Annotated in this window: 16 protein-coding genes; 2 read left to right on the plus strand and 14 right to left on the minus strand. The window is 38.5% G+C overall.

Annotation, left to right across the window (positions count from 1 at the left end):
* Positions 1 to 10: 10 nt before the first annotated feature.
* From CF394_RS06975 to CF394_RS07025, 11 genes are all read right to left on the minus strand, one after another.
* Complete coding sequence (locus tag CF394_RS06975; protein WP_094942526.1) at positions 11 to 1,591, minus strand: LA2681 family HEPN domain-containing protein; 1,581 nt, start codon at positions 1,589 to 1,591, stop codon at positions 11 to 13.
* A gap of 141 nt (positions 1,592 to 1,732) precedes the next feature.
* Positions 1,733 to 5,353, minus strand: coding sequence for a recombinase family protein (locus tag CF394_RS06980; protein ID WP_165767487.1), 3,621 nt, complete (start codon positions 5,351 to 5,353; stop codon positions 1,733 to 1,735).
* A gap of 195 nt (positions 5,354 to 5,548) precedes the next feature.
* A complete protein-coding gene (locus tag CF394_RS06985; RefSeq protein WP_094942529.1) occupies positions 5,549 to 6,406 on the minus strand; it encodes a recombinase zinc beta ribbon domain-containing protein in 858 nt (285 codons plus the stop codon).
* A gap of 130 nt (positions 6,407 to 6,536) precedes the next feature.
* Entirely contained in the window at positions 6,537 to 7,052 is a 516-nt protein-coding gene (locus tag CF394_RS06990; protein WP_094942530.1) for a hypothetical protein, read from the minus strand.
* 22 nt (positions 7,053 to 7,074) lie between these two features.
* Entirely contained in the window at positions 7,075 to 8,691 is a 1,617-nt protein-coding gene (locus tag CF394_RS06995; RefSeq protein WP_094942531.1) for a hypothetical protein, read from the minus strand.
* A 184-nt stretch (positions 8,692 to 8,875) separates the two neighbouring features.
* Positions 8,876 to 10,039 (minus strand): recombinase zinc beta ribbon domain-containing protein, encoded by a 1,164-nt coding sequence (locus tag CF394_RS07000; protein WP_341476731.1) that lies wholly within the window; start codon positions 10,037 to 10,039, stop codon positions 8,876 to 8,878.
* Positions 10,040 to 10,238: 199 nt separating this feature from the next.
* The gene (locus CF394_RS07005; RefSeq protein ID WP_094942534.1) at positions 10,239 to 11,108 is read right to left on the minus strand and encodes a hypothetical protein; all 870 of its coding nucleotides are present in this window, start codon (positions 11,106 to 11,108) and stop codon (positions 10,239 to 10,241) included.
* 208 nt (positions 11,109 to 11,316) lie between these two features.
* On the minus strand, positions 11,317 to 12,402 hold the full coding sequence (locus tag CF394_RS07010; RefSeq protein WP_094942535.1) for a recombinase family protein: 1,086 nt from the start codon (positions 12,400 to 12,402) through the stop codon (positions 11,317 to 11,319).
* Between the two features lie 311 nt (positions 12,403 to 12,713).
* A complete protein-coding gene (locus tag CF394_RS07015; RefSeq protein WP_094942536.1) occupies positions 12,714 to 13,658 on the minus strand; it encodes a hypothetical protein in 945 nt (314 codons plus the stop codon).
* A 55-nt stretch (positions 13,659 to 13,713) separates the two neighbouring features.
* Entirely contained in the window at positions 13,714 to 14,724 is a 1,011-nt protein-coding gene (locus tag CF394_RS07020; protein WP_094942537.1) for a hypothetical protein, read from the minus strand.
* Positions 14,725 to 14,959: 235 nt separating this feature from the next.
* Positions 14,960 to 15,142 (minus strand): hypothetical protein, encoded by a 183-nt coding sequence (locus CF394_RS07025; protein WP_094942538.1) that lies wholly within the window; start codon positions 15,140 to 15,142, stop codon positions 14,960 to 14,962.
* A gap of 100 nt (positions 15,143 to 15,242) precedes the next feature.
* On the opposite strand from CF394_RS07025, the gene CF394_RS07030 reads away from it, so the two are divergent.
* Together CF394_RS07030 and CF394_RS07035 are read left to right on the plus strand one after the other, a co-directional pair.
* Positions 15,243 to 15,890 (plus strand): transposase, encoded by a 648-nt coding sequence (locus tag CF394_RS07030; RefSeq protein ID WP_094942539.1) that lies wholly within the window; start codon positions 15,243 to 15,245, stop codon positions 15,888 to 15,890.
* 123 nt (positions 15,891 to 16,013) lie between these two features.
* The gene (locus tag CF394_RS07035; RefSeq protein WP_094942540.1) at positions 16,014 to 16,241 is read left to right on the plus strand and encodes a DUF5348 domain-containing protein; all 228 of its coding nucleotides are present in this window, start codon (positions 16,014 to 16,016) and stop codon (positions 16,239 to 16,241) included.
* Between the two features lie 95 nt (positions 16,242 to 16,336).
* On the opposite strand, the gene tnpA is transcribed toward CF394_RS07035, so the two are convergent.
* From tnpA to galE, 3 genes are all read right to left on the minus strand, one after another.
* Entirely contained in the window at positions 16,337 to 16,441 is a 105-nt protein-coding gene (gene tnpA / locus CF394_RS16340) for an IS66 family insertion sequence element accessory protein TnpA (RefSeq protein WP_439332862.1), read from the minus strand.
* A gap of 439 nt (positions 16,442 to 16,880) precedes the next feature.
* On the minus strand, positions 16,881 to 17,327 hold the full coding sequence (locus CF394_RS07040; RefSeq protein ID WP_165767488.1) for an SDR family NAD(P)-dependent oxidoreductase: 447 nt from the start codon (positions 17,325 to 17,327) through the stop codon (positions 16,881 to 16,883).
* 446 nt (positions 17,328 to 17,773) lie between these two features.
* Entirely contained in the window at positions 17,774 to 18,766 is a 993-nt protein-coding gene (gene galE / locus CF394_RS07045) for a UDP-glucose 4-epimerase GalE (RefSeq protein ID WP_094942543.1), read from the minus strand.
* Between the last annotated feature and the right edge of the window lie 511 nt (positions 18,767 to 19,277).

The following is a 19,277-nucleotide window of genomic DNA, read 5'->3' on the forward strand; positions in this document are numbered from 1 at the left end:
AAAACAATTATTAAAAGAGTTGCTTCCAATCATCATCATATCGATCCATATTCATAGGCATAACCCTCTTGTCTGAATCCTCATTTTTTCTCTTAAACTGTTCTTCCAAGTGTACAGCCATGGTCAATAAAATAATTCCTTCTCTTACATAAGTAAGAAGTTTCATTACAGCATCCTTAAATTCATCCACAGTTATAGAATAGGCCAGTGGATCTTCTCTTTCTGCCTGAGATTCCCTTGTTATCGGATAGAATAAACTATCATGCACCTTTAAATATCGATGCTCCAAATGATGGCGAATCTTGGAGATATGTTCAATTGCTGGTTCTATATAGTGATGTTTAACCTTTTGTTTACCGATATCTTTACACAACCAGTAAAGACCAATTAATGGGATGTTAAATGTTTTCTCATCTGTCATTTTTGACTTTAAGTTCACATTTAAGTTGTACGAATTTTTCCCTTTATTTATCCGCCCCTGCCATATAGAACGGTAGGAAACATCCCTATCCTTAATCCCTATTCCAAAATATTCATTTATGAAAAACGCGATACGGTCAAACAGCGAATATAAACTTCTATAGGAATATTTCATCTTCTCTATTGAAATCCCATAAGTAGGATAATCCAGTGTATTGACAAGGTGAACATCTTTATCGGAAAAATGAGCTCCTTGAGAGGATAATGCATCATAAACCATGAATCTGGCAGACACATACTCTTGTTTAATTTGATTAAACAAACCATGGTATTTGGGGCCTTCATCAATCTTAGTCACGATATTAGGTAAATGAAGAATATCATTTGCTGAGACTGTATAAGGAAAAGCATCGTTTAACGTATTGAGAAACAATGTATTTTCAAGACACCAATTTCGATAGTTAATTTCCTCTTCAGAATCTCCCAACGAGTATTCTTCAAATTCATAAGGTTCCTCCAAAAATTCTAAAGGATACCATTTCTTTAATCTTTCAATTAAACCTTCATAATGCTCGTAAGCTTCTGGCTCGACCTTCTCAAATTCCAGTACTTCACTTAATAATTGGTAGGATTCATTAGCGAAAACTGTTTGATGACCACTATCATAATCAAATGCAGCATAATCCATTAAAAACCCAGCAAAGTTCCCTATTGCCATTGGAAAGTCCCTGCCTACACCAATTTTCAAATATGAAAGAGCTTTGATAATCCTTCCACATGTGTTTAGTAAGTTTGCGTAGTTGGTATATGACATTAGTAAGTAAATGGATACATATTGAAATTCTTCAGAGTCTTCTTTTAAATCTTCCCTCTCTTGGTACGTAGTTAGATTTTCTATGGATAGTCTGAACAATAATAAACACATCTCAAATTCCTGTTCGTTATTCTTGTCCTCTGAATAGCTTAAGGCCCCTTTGTATTTTAAATGGATATAGTTACTATAAGAAGTGGCTCCATGATATGCTAGAATCCCTTTTTCAAGAAGATTGTAATCTCCAGACTCAACCCAATTTAGACAATCCTCAGCAATTCTATGTAGGGTATCAGTGTCTCTTTCATCAAAAGCCTTATCGGCAAACAATCCAACTGTATGCACATCCTCATTTATCATGAAATTTCCTCCTCTCATTCTATATCTAATATTTTACATTATTATTAACCAATTGTTTAAAAGTTCCATTATCTATTATTGAATAAAACAAAAAAAGAACCCACCAAGTGGCTCTGCATCAGCCTACTCAGTGGGTTCTCATTACTTCTTCACCATATAATATTTTTGCTTACTTTGACTGCCTGGGATAAAATCTTTCTGCAGTTTCCCTTTTTCCATCAATGGCAGTACAATGCTCTTTCGGAAATAGGATTCTGAGATCGTCAACATCGTGTTCATCAAGGCCAGTATTTCTCCCCATCTCCGTGGCTCCTCGCAATATTCCAGTAAGGCAGTAACCTCTGGCCCTCTTAAAAATGCTGCCTGTTTTTCTTTTCGTTTGGCGAGCCTTTCAGCTTTTCTTTCCATGGCAATCTGCTGATTGTAATTTTCATATCTTTCATCCGTTGACCACTCTAGGCCCAGGCTTAGTTGGTACACAATCCTTCCATCTTTATAGACCTTAGCCTGTTCCACGAACTGTTCAAAAAGGTCCGCAGGGAATGCCAGATTCTTTTCATCACGCAGCTTTTTGATTCCCTTTTTCAGCTCTTTGAATTCATTTCTATAATGCTCTGCTAGCTTTTTACGGTCAGAGAAGTCTTTCAACTGCTGGTGCAGTTTTACTTTCTTTTCACTTAGGGCATCCACCCTTTGATGATCTTGTCCGTCTTTATGCAGTTCTTCATCTACTGCCTCATATAGCTCTTGATTCAAGTGTTCCATCCTTCTTTGAGCCTCTTCTTCTTGCTTCAGCTCCTGAGCACTTAACACTGTTTGAGCAATGACTCTTTCTACTTCTTGTTGAAATGTATCGTCTTGTTCAAACCCTTTTAATAGATTAATAAAGTGCTTTTCAAGATAGTCTTGATGAAATCGTTGGGATGAACAGCCGTTCACAGCGTAATATTTCTCTGCCAGCCTACAAACCCAACGATTGATTTCTTTGATTCCGTTGGAGCCTCGTCTCTCCAAGCTTCGTTCATACCCTAGTTCATTACCGCATTCTCCGCAATACAAGCTCTCTGTAAAAGAAGAATTTTTATGCTGGTCTTTAGAATACTTTTGGTAGTTCAGCTGCTTGAAGGCTTCGCTGCGTTTTTGGATAATGCTTTGTACCTTCTCCCATTCTTCCGGAGCAATAATAGGCTCATGGTGGCCCTCAATATAATACTGGGGTAACTCCCCTTCATTAGGAGCAGTCTTTTCTTCTAATGTATCCACGGTGATATATTTTTGATAAAGATAATCTCCTTTGTAGACCACATTCTGCAGAATACCCTTCACCGTGCTAAGACTCCAGACATCTTTTCCCTTTGGGCTTGAAATGCGATCTTTAGTTAATCCGGTTATGATTTGGGTGTAATTTTTCCCTGCTTGCAATTCCGCATAAATACGACGAACAACTTTAGCTTCTTCTTCATGGATAATCCATTGATGTTTCTCTCCAATCCGATAACCATAGTTGGCGTTTCCTACTTTAATTATGCCGCGCTTGGCCATACTTCTTTTTCCCCATGCGATGGAGTTTCCGATATTTATACTTTCCTCCTGAGCAATGCTACCGAAAATTGTAATCAGCAATTCGCTATCAGCATCTTCTGTATGGATCTTCTCTTTCTCGAAATATATGTGCACCGGTCGAGGGAGAGACTTCAATAACCGGACAGCTTTTAACGTTTCTAATGTATTCCGACTAAATCTTGAAATGCTCTTACAAAGGATTAAGTCGATATTCCCACGAGTACATTCATCCATCAGCTTTTTGAAATCTGTTCGATTTTTAAGGGATTTTCCGGATATCCCCTCATCCGCAAATATCCCGGCAAATTTGTATCGAGGATCTTTGAGGATTAAATACGTATAGTAAGCTACCTGTGTTTTATAACTGGTTAGCTGCTTTTCACGGTCCGTTGATACCCTACAATAGGCAGCAGTTCTAAGTGGTTTTGTAACCGGCTGGTTTGTTGTTGATGAGGGATGGTCACGCAAGTTCATTTCTATCGTCTTCAACATGCTTTGCCCTTTTTTCGGTTCAATTTTGATGATTTCTCGTTCCATATGTGCTTGCATGCTTTCCTCACTCCTTTCTTTCAAATGTCCTTCTGCATCAATGATCTGATACAGTGGTTCATGCTCTTGTTGTTTTTGAAACTTCTTGTTTGATTGACTTTCAAGAATCTCTTCTTTCTGTAGATTATCAGGCATCTCCCCTACGATGGTTTCTGTCCCATCGACCCACTCAATGCGATAATTATCGGGAGAATAAATGACCGCTCCCATCAACCAAGCCCTAAGTTGTTCAATCGTAATGGTTTCTTGAAACTCCTCTATATTTTGGACCGTCTCAAGCCAGCTCAATGTTTGGTTCCGAAAGATTCGATCATCTTCAATCCTGGCGATGTGTTTTTCAAACTCTTTATAGGCTTGTTCTAGTTTGGCCAGCTCACCCTTCCCTTCTTTTGCTAACTCCAGTTCAGCCATCCACCTTAATCGGTGAAACTCGAAATGGTCCTTCTGATTAATCTCTTGAAGCACCTTCTTGGCCGTATCGAAAACGGAATCATTCGTCATATCAAATTTCTGTTTAAAGCCCTCCAGCAAAATCTCTCTCAAACGATCTTCTCTAATCGATGTAAAATCACAGGCGCCGATATCACTCGCTTGGCACTTCCAATAGTTCACCCTTCTCGTTGGATAGTTGTTCAACCGATAGCCACAACGGTGACAGGTCATTCTTCCTGAAAGAGAATGTTTATTCCCTTTTGGTCCTGTGGACTTCCTCTTAGGTTTAATTTCTTCTAAGCGTTTCTGTGTTTGTTCAAATACTTGCATACTAATGATTGGAGGGTGGCAATTTTCAATCGCAATTTCATCTCTCATATGTTTGGTGGTTTTATTGGTGAAAAAGTCTTTTGTTCGAACCCTCGTCAGTTTGTTACCGGTATAGGTCACGTTCGTTAGAATATGTTTTACAGTTGATCCTCTCCACAGGTCTTTGCCTACTGATGTCTTTATCCCTTGGTTTATTAGTTCTCGTGCTATTTCAGCCATGGTCATCCCCTGTAAAAACCAGTCAAAGATACGGCGAACAATTACTGCCCCTTCTTCGCTAATTTGAAGGGTATTTCGTCCATCTACTTTCACCACATCATAACCAAGCATCTTATTGTACCGAGGGATGCCTTTCTTGAAGTTCTTTTCAAATCCCCACCTGGTTGATGTTGAAATGGTCTCGATTTCTTCTTGAGCAAGGGCTGCATACGTACTTAGAAGAAATTTATTATATTGGACGGATGTATCAATATGCTCTTTTTCAAAGAAGATCCCAACTTTCATTGCATTTAGCTTTTCAACGATCGTCAGCAATTCTTCTGCATTTCGTGACAGACGAGATACATTTTTGGTCAAGATAAAATCGACTCTTCCTTCCTCGCAGTGGCGAAGCAGCCGTTGTAGTCCCCGCTGTCCCTTGGCGCTGGTTCCACTCGTTCCGTTATCGACATACACTCCAACAAACTTCCAATTTGGCTTTTCGCGAATCAGATGGGTATAGTGGCTCACCTGATTTTCAAGAGAGCGCAATTGTACGTCTAAAGAAGAACTGACCCGGCAATAAGCAGCGACTTTTACTTGTTTTTCTCCTATTAACGGACTTTCTTCCCTCGCTTTGACTGGGTTCCAGAGTGTGCGGACCCACAATCCTTTCTGTAATTCATCCAATACAAAAACCCCTTTCCTATAAGTGATAATGGTTCGTGTCCATCTATCACTCATATCCCGAGAACATTCAAGTTCTTTTTCCGGGTGGAAAGAGGCTTATGTTTATTCAATTAGATTTAGCTTACTTTTTCTTAGGAGTCTTACGTTCTCTTACACAGAGGGTCCGTTTCACCCCGCATTTAAATTGAAATTCAACTATTCGTTCCTTATAAATAATGCCCCGTTCGATTGTCTTTTGAAAAGCGTTACATCAAAATCCTCTAGTTTCTCTGTTTCTTCTAATAAGACTAGGAGCGATTGGAATTGCTTTTCTAAATAAAGTTGCTCTTGCATGTTTTCCTCTAGGCTGCCCCGCTCCTGTTGAAGGATTTCTTGTTCATAAATCAAGTGCCTTAATGTCGCATCGTAGATAGCATCTCTTGTAGCCGATTCCTTGGCAGCCAAGTCACTGATGCGATCTGTTATGGTTTCAATTTGCTTGTTTAACTCCTCCAGTCGCTGTTGTTCCGGTGGTGAGAGGGATGCCTTTTCGATAGCTTGGTTAGCTTCTTCTATTACTTCATCGGGGTTTTCTTTCATTTCCCTCATAATTTTCATAAATGCATTTTCAAGGTCTGTCTCATGAACATAGCTTGTTTTACAATCTTTATAGTCTGGATCTCGTCCTGCGGTCACTCTGCATTGCCAAGCAGAAATGTAATACTTCTCACCCTTCCTGCTTGAAGTCATCCGCCTTCGTATAACGGGCCTTCCGCATTCTCCACAAAAGTATTGGTTAGAAAATGGACTGTGTCCACTAAAGTGTTGTCGATATTTTTTATCCGGGTCCCTCATCATCAAGCTTCGCCTTTTCATTTCTTGTTGAACAGCCTCAAAGGTTTCTTCGCTAATAATTGCTGGATGGGTGTTCTTCACATAATATTGTGGCTGAATATCATGGTTGCGAACGCGTTTATGAGTTAAAAACGCCGTGAGGCTGGATGGATAAAAATACGCAAAATATAGATTGATATTTTCTATCACTTCTATATGAATTACGTCTGCTGTTAACACTACCTCTCATTAGATGATATTGCAGAAATAGGGTGAGATCTCATCCATCCCTCTTTACATACCAATATAAATAGCCCATCACCTTTAATTATTGTGATGAGCTATTATTACCTTATTGTTTAAATTCTTATTAATTCAGATTTTCGTATAGACCCGGAAGCATGCCGAGAAGAGTGGTTATGATACCTAGTAATGTAAGAGAATTGGCTATTTCAGATGTACTATAAATTGAAGAGTCATAGCCAAAGACATTAAAAAATATTAAAAATAAAATTGAAAGTAAAATAAAGAAGTAGATTGAAAGTATAGTAATTCTTAAAGTTATTTTTTTGATATTTAGTTTAAACCATTGCTTAAATTTCTTTTTCCCAAACAGTTTATTCTTTTCAGCAATAAATGCAAAGATTAAACAAATCAAAGCAAATATTATTGGTAATAGAAATGCTAATAAGATGCCGAGCCAACTAGATCCAATCCAAGTAGTTATCAGATCAATTACAAATACTACAGAGATAAGTGCCACACAAATAAATATATTAAAAAATATAAAAGCAATATTGTATTTCTCATTTTCTTTTTTTAAATGCCAGACTAAACCACCTAAAATCATTGTTAATATAAACAGAAATATCAAATTAAAATTCATATTGTTTTATTCTTCCCCTTCTTTACTCCTGAATACTTAATTGTATCTTTTTCTTTAATTCTACTTTTAAGGTTTTTACATAAAATTCAAGGAAACCCTTTATTGGATACTTAACCAGTTCATCATTTTTTTGATTAAAGGAAATCCCTGAACTTTTCATATGACCGATAACTTTCTCTAATGAAACAACTAGCGAATCACCTGTTTGATTTTCGTTTATCCACTTCAATAGTACAATCCGCCAAGATCTTTTATCGCCATCAATATAGAGTTCACCTTTAATAGGTTGCGATAGCAGTATATCTCTAACCTTCTCTTTTTTCTTTTTATCTGCAGGATCCTCTGTTTTCGTATAACTAGATTCCGGTGGACTTTGTTGATAGGTATAGTTTCCATATCGGTTTGGTCTTTCGTACCTTTGATCCCAAGCGTCCGGATGAACCTCGATTGGCCTTAAATCCGCTCTTCTCATCCTTTCTTGCATTTCTCTTTCGACTTCTTCATCTTCTAGTTCTTTGGCTTTTTGTCTTTGTTTTTGCCATTCCAATTCCCGAGCCCTTAATCGTGCCCTTTGCTTTTCTTCCTCTTGTTTAATTCTCTCTTCTTCTGCTCTAATTCTTTCTTGTTCTTCTCTCAACCTTTGCTGTTCTATCTCAAATTGTTGTTTCCTTTCAGTTAGTTCCTTTAGAAAGCCATTTCTCCTCTCATCCTCATTTTCCTTTGAAAGTACAAAATGATTTTGATCGGTATTCACTGACAACGCTCGTGCCAGGGGTACTTCAGAAGATGAAAGTTTATAAAAAGTTATATTCCGATCATGTTGTGATATTGGTACGAAACGAAAGATTGTACATAACCGATTAAATACATCTACATAAGCGATATTTCTAGTATTAAATTTATTTATGGTCGCTCCTGTATCTTTCATAAAAAAGTCTAATAAATCACCTTGTAAATTTCCCTCAAGAAATTTATCCCACAGACTATCTTCATCAGTTTTACTAGTTACGTAAGTTTCAGCAGTAAGTAAGGTACCTTTATTCGTCTCTTCTAAAAAAGAGAGCCAACTATAGTCCACGAATGAAAAGGGCTTAAAACCTTCTTCTTTATAGGTTTTCATTCGTTTGGACAAATGACGAGCATAGCTACCTGAAGTTAACCCCTGATCAATTGCCGTAAAATAATCAATCGCCCATCGTTCATCAGAGTTCGGAAACTTAATGATAAAATCCGGAATAAATGATAGTTTCTTTTTGTAATGATACCCTCGCTCAATCTCAACGTCATAGGGTTTTAGCTCACCTTCTAATATCTCTTTAAAGATGGTGAGACCAATAACTTTCTTAGATTTAACCTCATGCTTAGAAACATGTTTATCGTACGTTGTGGTATTTTCTGAGTAAGAACATTCACTTTCATCATTATGGCGAAAATAAAACGGTCTTCCCTCGTCTTTGGTTAAATTCATATTTACTGGTTTGTTGCAACATATACAAGTAAACGCACTCTTCTTTGAAAAAACACGATAATTATCTTCGAACCAACGTTTCACTTCAGGCCGTGTTAAGTTTTGTTGCTCTAGTTCTCTTCTTTTCAATTCAATGTTAAAGACGGAATTATGTAGGTAGGCCGAATCCAAGCAATACACATCCCTTCTAATCCGATAGTTTCTAAGACTATTATACCATTGTACAAAATTATGGAAATGCTAATAAATAAAGAAGATTTTGCATTCAAATAAATGACTAACATAAAAAAAGCCCACCAAGCGGCATAAGCCAACTCAGTGGGTTCCTAAAATAGTTCTTTACGATATAAAGTTGTCATTTTATTCGGTAATGAAATACTTTTCTGGTTCCACCCTTTTCCGGTGCTTTGAATCTTTGCATTTTTCCTTGCTTAATCAATGGCCTCAAAATAACTTGGAAGATGTGTGAATCAGAAATGACCATCCTCTCATTCATAAAACTTACAATCTCTTTAAGATCCCTTGGCTCTTCGCAAAATACTAGAAGCTCTTCCACCTCAGGCCCTTTGAGTAATGCCTCATGTTTTCCCTTCGTTTTCTGCTTCTTTTGCTGCCTTTTAAACTCTACATAATCAGCATAGGTTTCCAGCATTTCTTGTTCCAGTTCAAATATGAGATGGTAGGTGACCTTTCCATCTTTACACACTTCTGCTCGACTAATAAATTCTTGAAACAAATCATCAGGAAATTCCTCGCTTTCTCCTTCCACATACTTACTCACCTTTTTCATGATTTCCTTAAACATTTTTCTTTCATGCTCCACACGTCTTTCTCTTTCACTAAAGTGTTTCAGTCGGTCATGCAATTCCACCAATTCTTCTGTTAGCTTATCCACCAGTTGAGTGTTATGGCCGTTTTCATAAATACAATCTTCAACTGCACTGTACAAGGCTTGGTTTTGTGCTTCCACTCTTTCCTGCAAATCTATTTTTTCTTGCTGCTCTTCCTCTGTTAATTCCAATCTATTAATCCAATGCAAGACGTCATTTTTAAAATTAGGGTTCCTATGAATCTGTTTTAAAAAGTGGATAAAGTTCCACTCTAAATAATCCTGGCGAATACGCCTTGTATCGCATCGTTCTTTTCTATAGCTTTGATCATGGCGACAGCACACCCAGAAGTGCGTTTCATAAGGTTTTTTTGTACGTTTCTCTATACTTCGTCTATGCTCCATCAAATATCCACATTCACCACAATATAGTTTCTCAATAAAAGCTTCATTTTTCATTTCGTCTTTTTCGTACTTCCGATGTCCATCCTTGATGAATCCTTTATTTCGTTTTCGTTCTTCTAAAATATCTTGAACCCGGTCCCAGTCCTTTGACTTAATAATAGCTTCATGGTGATTCTCAATATAATACTGTGGTTCCTCTCCCTGATTACGAATGACCTTAGATAGTAGTGTATCGACGGTCACACTTTTTTGAAATAAATAATCACCCCATGATGATGAAAAGATAAAAAATCAAAATCTAGATTTTCCCCAATTTCAAAACACTAAATCTTGTGGTTAAATCGTGCTTTTTATCTTTTCATCATCATCAAAATGCAGTTTTGATTACTATGCGGTGTAGATGTATTTAAAAAAGGACAAAAAATAAGCCCATCACCAGTTAAGGCAATGAGCAGATTCATAATCATTTTTATTACAGCTTTTATTATTTATCTCTAAGTCTCTGATCACTTTGCATACGTTGATAGGCTTTACTGTTTATAAACTTTTCTGGATTTCTTTTTATGCCTTCCAGTATTTTTTCTCGCTGCTTATCAGACATTTGCTCCATTGATTGTTTACGCTCTTGAGCAAGGTACTCAAATTCAGAAAATAGTGGTGTAGTAATATACTGAGGTTTATTAGGGTCAAAGTTGCCTTCATTGTAGACTAAGGTATTTTTCCAAGACTCTTGTTCAGCAGGTTTAATAATAGTAACTAAAACTAATCCTTGAAGATTCAAAAAGACATAGTATGAATCGTGATCATGACTTATAAACGTATAACCAAATACACTACCACCGATTACGGTATGTAAGTTTAACCCAGTCATTTCCTCCGAAGCTGTTTCTATTGGATTGAAAAAGAATACATGATTTTCTATCTCCCCTAAATCTTTTCTTTCTCCTAATAAAAAGCTACGCATGACTTTTTCTGCCTGGATTAATACATCTAATCTGAAGGGATCGATATTTTGCTCTGACACATATCCTATAATGTCCAAGTACAAATTCCGCCAATTCACCGACGTTATAAATCGGTTTAGCCATTGATCATACTCAAATTCTTGTAACGTGCCTGACTGAAATTTATGATATATTGTATTAGCAAAAGTTGTTTCGTCTCGATTAAACAAATCCTCGCATTTTCCGCATAGCATTTTTTGCTTGTCACCATCTTGAATTTTTCTATTTGGTTCACTTGTTAGTCGCATATTACCAGTAGGAGAATTCTTTTTCATACTTCGATATACGAGTTTCGGAATTATATGACTTAATTCTAAAGTAGTATCTTTTTTACACAAAGCACATTCCATGTTCTATCCCCCCTAAAAAAGTGACGCTTACACTATACGGTTTCTTCTGTTCTACTAAGTTTAGTTTATCAAAACTTCCTTTAATTAGCAGATTAGTTTTGTGGATTTGTTGAATTTTTAAAAGGATGGCTGATGTGTTAAGGGATAAAAAATAAACCCACCAAGTATCCGTATAGAAACCTATACATCAACTCGGTGGGTTGCTTTTTTACCTCTTTTTATTTTTCTTACTTGCGTTTCTTCTCGGTAATGCTTGATCAGCACCATAAGCGGTCCATTGAATTCCTAGACAAAGATCGTAAACAACTCGTCCATCTTCCTGGACTTCTCCACGTTTAATGAGTCGACTGAAAATATCATCACGGAACGTAGTTGCTCTTCTTCTTAGTTGGTACTTTTTCAAATCTTTTAATTCATCCAACAGCCAGTCCAAATCCTCTTGCATTTGCTGTACTTTTTCAAGTCTTTCATTATAAACTTCCAGTTCGTTTTCAATGGCTATAATCTTATCTGTTAGCTGTTTCATTTCCGAACTGTTAACATCAAAATCCTCATCTCCACGGTGTGCTTCCACTTCTTTATACAAATCATAATAATAATCTTTCACCTTTTGCTTCAGTTGTCCCAATTGTTCTTGTTCACCTTCACTCAGTCCAACCTCTTGAATTGCCTGTTTTGCTTCAAAGATGAGCTGCGGATGGTCTTTCATTTCGTGCAACATATTCATAAACGTCAGTTCGATCATTTCCTCGCGATACCCAGGTGCGTCACATTCCGTTATAAATTTATGACCGAGTGCGACTGTGCACCTCCAATAATGCCGGACGACTCTTTCTCCCTCTTTATTTTTGTTACTGTACGCAACATGATTCATGATGTTTCCACACTTGCCACAATAAAATAGTTTGAAAAATGCGGTTTGATGTGAATATTTCTTTTTAGTACTTCTCCCAATTTCTCGGCTTTTCATTTCCTGTTGTACCTGCTCAAACATCTCCGGATCAATAATAGGGGGATGATGGTCCTCAATCACATACTGGGGTAGCTCCCCTTGATTTCGCACCTGCTTTTTGGCGAGGTAATCCTTCGAATATGTCTTTTGATACTTTATTGTTCCGCATACCGTTTCATTACGTAAGAGGGAATCAACCGTATTCGCATTCCAAGCTTTAAGTCCTCGAGGGCTCAACACCCCTTTTTCTGTTAACTCTCTCGCAATGCTTTTTGTACTTTTTCCTTTCAGGTATCCTTCATAAATGTTTCGAATAACAGCTGCTTGTTCCTCATCAATCACCCAACCCCCGTATTCATCGGTGTTATACCCATAAAACCGGTGAGCGGGAAGATTGTATTTTCCTCGTTCGATTAACTTGCGATTTCCCCATTTTACACCTCTCGATATCAGTTAGATAAAAAACTATACGCAGTACTTTATCTATTTCAAAAACGCAAAATATAGATAAAAACTAGCCATTTTTATCTAATCATAGTAACTATTTAGGACTTTTGAGGAGCATGGCTATTAGATAAATTAAAATGGGCAAAACAAAAAAGCCCACCACCTGTTAAAGTGATGAGCTATCATAATTGATAAATTCAGGCTTGTTATTTATTCATTTTATAATAGAGCAATTCCATCGAGTATCCTTGTAAAGATATACCTAGTTCGTTCTCTGTTTTAACCATTTGATAAAAGTGTTCTGGCACTGCGTCCTTCCCACCAAGAAAAAGCAAATTATCCAGTTTTTCTTCTTTTAAATACGTGATCCTTCCAACCTTAAGCAAATTATTAATCAAACTGCTATATATATGTATTGCAACTGCCCTAAAGTCTAGTGGAGTAAATACATATTTTTTCTCCCAAACCCATCTTTCTTTTTTTTGCTTTTTAGCAATAAATTTTAGTGCGTCTCCACGTTCTTCTATTTTAAATTTTTCATCTGCACGACCAATGGTTAAACCTTGAGTATCTGTAGATACAGTTAATCCATGCTTAAAAGCATTATAGTCATATACAGAAATAAAGTCTTTAGCTGCCCATTTAATCCATTTCATAAGTATATCTTTTGCTTCCTCCATTGTAATACCGTGGTCGCTAAAAAATTCAGCTTTGTAATTTCCATAAAATACATACAAAAGGTTCTCCTCAAGAGTTAACTGTGTATCAGCATACTTAAATTTATCCTCAAGTATATCTGCTACAGTTTTTTTAAACTTTCTAAAATCAGTATCTCTTGATATCTCTAGCCATGGACAAGCTGGAATAGATACATGTGCTAAAAATAACCTTAAAAACGTTTCGATACAATGGTAATACGTTGTAGCTAGTTCCAGTCTTGCATACTTCTCAAGCTCACTTTTTGCTAAATCATTTTCATCAGGTTTAAAGCTCAAAGCGCCAACCTTAATATCTTCACCATCATATAGCACATCCATAAACCTATCAGGTTTGGATAAGATTGAAGATAAGAGTAGTAGCTTAGTACTGAAATATTCTTTTGCATAATCATCATAAAATTCTTTATTTAAATTTATATATTTCCTGCTCAACTAGCCCCTTATCTGGTCCTGGTTTGCTAGGTGGATTTTTCCGCTTCCCCAATTACTATTCCTCCCTAAAAACTATAATTTTATTTTTCTTTCGTTTTAAAGTTCGATCAACCGGAGAAAACAAATCATTCTCATCCCAACCATTTACTATTCGATATCGTAAGGTTTTGGGAGGAATCCCAGATATCTCTGACCATTCAGCTATTGTTTTCGTTTCTCCACTAATTGTCACAAAATGATTTTGCCTTTTGTTCCTTGCTTGTTGTTGTAAAGTGACCCATTCACAATTAATAGGTTCATAGTTACCATCAAAATCCTTACGTTCAATGGTTAAACCTACCTCATATCCATTGTTCATAGCCCAATTATAAAAGTTGTTAAAATCAAGCCACTCGTCACAAACCTTTATCCCTCTACCTCCATAGTTCTCAAAGTCCTTACGATTGATATTAGTACACCTTTGTTTCATGGTGTCCCAAATATTATACAGTCTAGTATTATACTTTCCATGCTTATATGCGGGGTTTTCTGAACCTCGTTTGCTTATTATAGGACTGTTCTTTGTTGCAGAGTGTTCTTTCTTTGAAGTGAACATACAGTTACTCGGTGTATAGCTACCATTTAGATCTTTTCTATCAATTAAAAGCCCCTCTCTGTAATCGTTAAGTTCTGCCCATTTTTGAAAGTTGACAAAGTTGTCCCACTCTGTACACATTTTTATGCCTCTTCCACCAAAACTACTATAATGTGGATTGTTTGGGTTATTACATTTTTGATGCAGTGCTTGCCAAACTGAATACAGTTTTGAATTATAGCCACCATGCTTTTTGCCGTGTGTATACTTCTCTATGAATTTACAATTTGCAGGTTCAAAGCCTTTGCTATTATCTATTCTAACTAATGAAACCTTTCCTTCTTCATAGCCGTTTGCATCAGCCCACACTTTAAATATTTGATAGTTGCTTCTCCACTCATCACAAACATAAGTGTTCTGCTTTTTAGCTCTTCGCTTTATATCAGTCCAAGTATTATATAACTTTTCTCGCTGGATCCTTTGCTTTTTCATTTGCAATCACCTTTACAACGAATATTTTCTTAATATTAACTTATCATAAACTTCAAGCTCTTTTCCAAGTTATGTATCATCAACTCCTATTGATGTGATGAACTAGCTCTAGGGCTCAACAAAGTAATCTATTTCTCCCGTAGAAAAAAGAAAACCCACCAAGTAGCCATCTGAATCCTAGATGCTCACTCGGTGGGGTGCTTACTTCCTGTTATTTTCTTTGCTTTCGCTTCCTTTACACTTTCAGTTTGTAGGAGCATTTTTCTTCCAAATATCCCTCCCATTCAACACCTATTTTTAATTGATATACAATTCGGCCATCTGAGTGAATCACCCCACTTTCAACAATCCGTTCAAACAAGTCAGTCCTGAAAGGAATACGTTGTTTCAATGGATTGAAATCATCTATTTCTTTCATTTGGTGCCTGTCCCCCAAACTATACAGACACAATTCATATTCACTCATTTACGAACACTGGTATGCGACTTCAAATTGAATATCTGCTGAATAGTCATGAATGTCCGAATTGTTTTTGGGACAGGCACCGTCTTTTCAACTGCTTCGCGCGTTCGAGATGGCCTATGACCGCCATCCGTTCCAGGTCATCGCGTTCTGTTTCATGTCGAACCACTACCATGTGTTGCTGCGGTCGCATGAAGGGAATCTGTCGCAGATCATGAAGATCGTAAACAGACGCTACAGCGATTCTTACCATGACCGCTACGGCTTCATAGGTCGGATCTATCAAGGACGCTTTTGGGCGAACGAGGTGCCGACCGTGCGCGGGCTACTCGAGGTCAGTGCCTATATCCACCGCAACCCGATCGAGACAGAGGTGCCGATGGTCGATGTGCTCGAACAATACCCTTATAGCAGCTTCCCCTATTATGCCTCTCCAGAACTTGTCCTCCCACGTTTCCTCGACGTCTCCTATCTCCCCAACCTGCTTCCTTATCCGTTCCCACCGACTGCTCCTGGATATGTAGATTTTGTGCTTCACCGGTCGTTCTTTGCGATCGAGGACGGCAGAAAACAGGATCAAGATAGGACACAGCCGCTCGTGCCTTTCAAAGGATTACTATTGAGGGAACGTGGAAAGCTTGGGATGCGGGTGCAGCGACCCAAACAAGGACAGTCCGCTGAGGATTGCCCTCCCAGAGAGTAAGTGGCACCTTCTGGTACGGGCTTCCATTTGGTGCCTGTCCCCCAAAATATACAGACACAATTCATATTCACTCACTTAGCAATGTAGGAATGCGGCTTCACATTGCATAGCCGCTGAATAGTCATGAATGTCCGAATTGTTTTTGGGACAGGCACCGTCTTTAAACTGCCAAACACTACATTTTTATACTGCCATAAACAGCGATGCGGAGAATGGTTCGAGTTGTACCTTGGGTACGGGAAGGTGCTCTCGTGTCGTCTAGAGCTCGGAAGAGATTGGTACATCATCACTGGGCAACATGAGGTCCGTTTTTATCTGAAACAAAATGAGACATATCAGGTGAATCTATAAATCATCAATGGGAGGTGCCACTGGCAGCCTCCCATTTGTCTAATGACAAAAAATCCGTCAGGACTTGGAAAAAATCATCCATCAACTTACGGTCATTATTTGGCGTCATTAACATTACACCATTCGACCAGGGACAAACCACTAGCACGATATTCTTCGATCATCGCCAACCAATACGCTTCTTTCTCTTTTCTTTTCAAAGAAAAAACCTCCCAAATTTCATTTGTGGGAGGAGTATCTCATGAATTTTCTTCTATTAGAATGTGTGCACTATTTGACGCTTACCACTATTTGACGCTTACCCCCAAATTCTCTCTAGATGTTTCATTCTCTGGATATAAGTATACCATTTGTACCCCATCAACTTATATAGAAATTTCCAGAAGTAGCATCTTTCAACTCCTGGCCAGATCATATCGACAGCACTCGGGTGTTTACAGCTAGCTCGAATAGCCCTGCAAGATCATGTGACTGATTTTGCAGGGCTATTTTTTATAAGAAACAATTTGTTGTTTGCTATTTGAAGGCTGCGTATGGGTGTACTCACAATCCTTTAATCAATGTATGGCACCTTCTGGGATGGGCTTCCATTTGGTGCCTGTCCCCCAAAATATACAGACACAATTCATTTTCACTCACTTAGCAACTTAGGAATGCGGCTTCAAATTGCATATCTGCTGAATAGTCATGAATGTCCGAATTGTTTTTGGGACAGGCACCATATTTAAAGCGTTCTACACCGTGTTTCAAGCAGGTCTCTGCCAACACGATCGTACTGAGGACATTGTTCTTGTAGTAAGCGAGAGGGATCGAGACCGATTCACCGACAGCCTTGTACCCTGCGAAATGGATGACACCGTCAAAGTGATTCTCCGAGAACAGTCGATTGATGGCTGCTGCATCTGTAACATCCATCTTCTCAAATGGGATCTCGGCAGCTCCTGTGATCTGTTTCAGTGTATCGAGGACTTCCATTTTGGCATTGGATAGGTCATCGACGATATAGACGTCATGGTCAGATGCCAAAAGTGAGACCACCGTGTGTGAGCCGATGAAACCCAGGCCACCAGTAACTAGAATGTTCATTATTTGTCCCCCAAAATTCTCTCTAGATGTTTCATTCTCTGGATATAAGTATACCATTTGTACCCCATCAACTTATATAGAAATTTCCAGAAGTAGCATCTTTCAACTCCTGGCCAGATCATATCGACAGCACTCGGGTGTTTACAGCTAGCTCGAATAGCCCTGCAAGATCATGTGACTGATTTTGCAGGGCTATTTTTTATAAGAAACAATTTGTTGTTTGCTATTTGAAGGCTGCGTATGGGTGTACTCACAATCCTTTAATCAATGTATGGCACCTTCTGGGATGGGCTTCCAATTAGTGCCTGTCACACAAAATATACAGATACAATTCATCTTTATTCACCTAACAACCCAGGAATGCGCCCTCAAATTGCATATCTGCTGAATAGTCATGAATGTCGGAATTGTGTTTGGGACAGGCACCATCTTTTTACTAATTCTAATCAATTATTCTGCTCATACATCCAAGCATCCCGGCACATATCCTCCACGCTACGAGTTGCCTTCCACCCAAGCTCTCTCTCCGCCTTGCTGACATCCGCATAGCTGGATGCAATATCACCAGGGCGACGGTCAACAATCTCATATGGTACATCTACTTGGTTGACGCGTGTGTAGGTATGGATCAGTTCGAGCACTGAGGTGCCGTTCCCTGTTCCTAGGTTATAGGTATGTACTCCCTTTTGAAGCTTTTCGATAGCTGCGACATGTCCCTCTGCAAGATCCATGACGTGGATGAAGTCACGAACACCTGTACCATCGACAGTGGGATAATCGCCACCAAAGACACTAAGCTTTTCACGGATGCCCTTTGCAGTCTGGTTGATGTAAGGCATCAGGTTATTTGGAATGCCGTTCGGTGATTCTCCGATCAAGCCGCTCTCGTGTGCACCGACTGGATTGAAATAACGAAGTAACGCTACAGAGAATTGGTCATTAGCAGCTACTGTGTCTGTCAGGATACGCTCACTCATCGCCTTCGTCTCCCCATAAGGGTTCGTAGTTGGTAGCAACTTCATATCTTCAGTAAAAGGAACTTGATTGTCTCCGTATACAGTCGCAGACGAGCTGAAAACAAAGCGTTCTACACCATGCTTTAGACAAGCCTCTGCCAACACGATTGTACTGAGGACGTTGTTCTTGTAGTAAGCGAGTGGGATAGAAACTGATTCACCAACAGCCTTGTACCCTGCGAAATGGATGACACCGTCAAAGCGATTTTCCGAGAATAGTCGGTCGATGGATACAGCATCTGTAACATCCAACTTCTCAAATGGAATCTCTGCAACTCCTGTGATCTGTTTCAGTGTATCGAGGACTTCCATTTTGGCATTGGATAGGTCATCGACGATATAGACGTCATGGTCAGATGCCAAAAGTGAGACCACCGTATGTGAGCCGATGAAACCGAGGCCCCCAGTAACTAGAATGTTCATTATTTGTTCCCCCAAATTCTCTCTAGATGTTTCATTTTCTGGATATAAGTATACCATTTGTACCCCATCAACTTATATAGAAATTTCCAGAAGTAGCATCTTTCAACTCCTGGCCAGATCATATCGACAGCACTCGGGTGTTTACAGATAACACGAATAGCCCTGCAAGATCATGTAACTGATTTGGCAGGGTTGTTTTTTATAAGAAACAATTTGTGTTCGCTATTTGAAGGCAGCATGTGTGTGTACAAACTTCATTTTAATCAGTATATGGCACCTTCTGGTACGGGCTTCCATTTGGTGCCTGTCCCACAAAATATACAGAAACAATTCATATTTACTCACCTTGCAATGTAGAAATGCGGCTTTACGTTGTATAACCGCTGAATAGTCATGAATGTCCGAATTGTTTTTGGGACAGGCACCGTCTTTTAATCTATCTCGAGCCGGCAACTGAACTGGTTGCTGGATGGATTGCCACTTGACCAACGTGATGCACATCCTTCCGTTG

The organism is Tetzosporium hominis, assembly GCF_002265435.1.
GTDB classification, from domain to species: Bacteria; Bacillota; Bacilli; order Bacillales_A; family Planococcaceae; genus Chryseomicrobium; species Chryseomicrobium hominis.

Coding starts and splice junctions, on each gene's coding strand:
- CF394_RS06975 (WP_094942526.1), bottom strand. CDS start 1,591: ATGATAAATGAGGATGTGCATACAGTTGGATTGTTTGCCGATAAGGCT.
- CF394_RS06990 (WP_094942530.1), bottom strand. CDS start 7,052: ATGAATTTTAATTTGATATTTCTGTTTATATTAACAATGATTTTAGGT.
- CF394_RS07005 (WP_094942534.1), bottom strand. CDS start 11,108: ATGGAATGTGCTTTGTGTAAAAAAGATACTACTTTAGAATTAAGTCAT.
- CF394_RS07020 (WP_094942537.1), bottom strand. CDS start 14,724: ATGAAAAAGCAAAGGATCCAGCGAGAAAAGTTATATAATACTTGGACT.
- CF394_RS07025 (WP_094942538.1), bottom strand. CDS start 15,142: ATGAAAGAAATAGATGATTTCAATCCATTGAAACAACGTATTCCTTTC.
- CF394_RS07030 (WP_094942539.1), top strand. CDS start 15,243: ATGTCCGAATTGTTTTTGGGACAGGCACCGTCTTTTCAACTGCTTCGC.
- CF394_RS07035 (WP_094942540.1), top strand. CDS start 16,014: ATGAATGTCCGAATTGTTTTTGGGACAGGCACCGTCTTTAAACTGCCA.
- CF394_RS07040 (WP_165767488.1), bottom strand. CDS start 17,327: ATGAACATTCTAGTTACTGGTGGCCTGGGTTTCATCGGCTCACACACG.
- galE (WP_094942543.1), bottom strand. CDS start 18,766: ATGAACATTCTAGTTACTGGGGGCCTCGGTTTCATCGGCTCACATACG.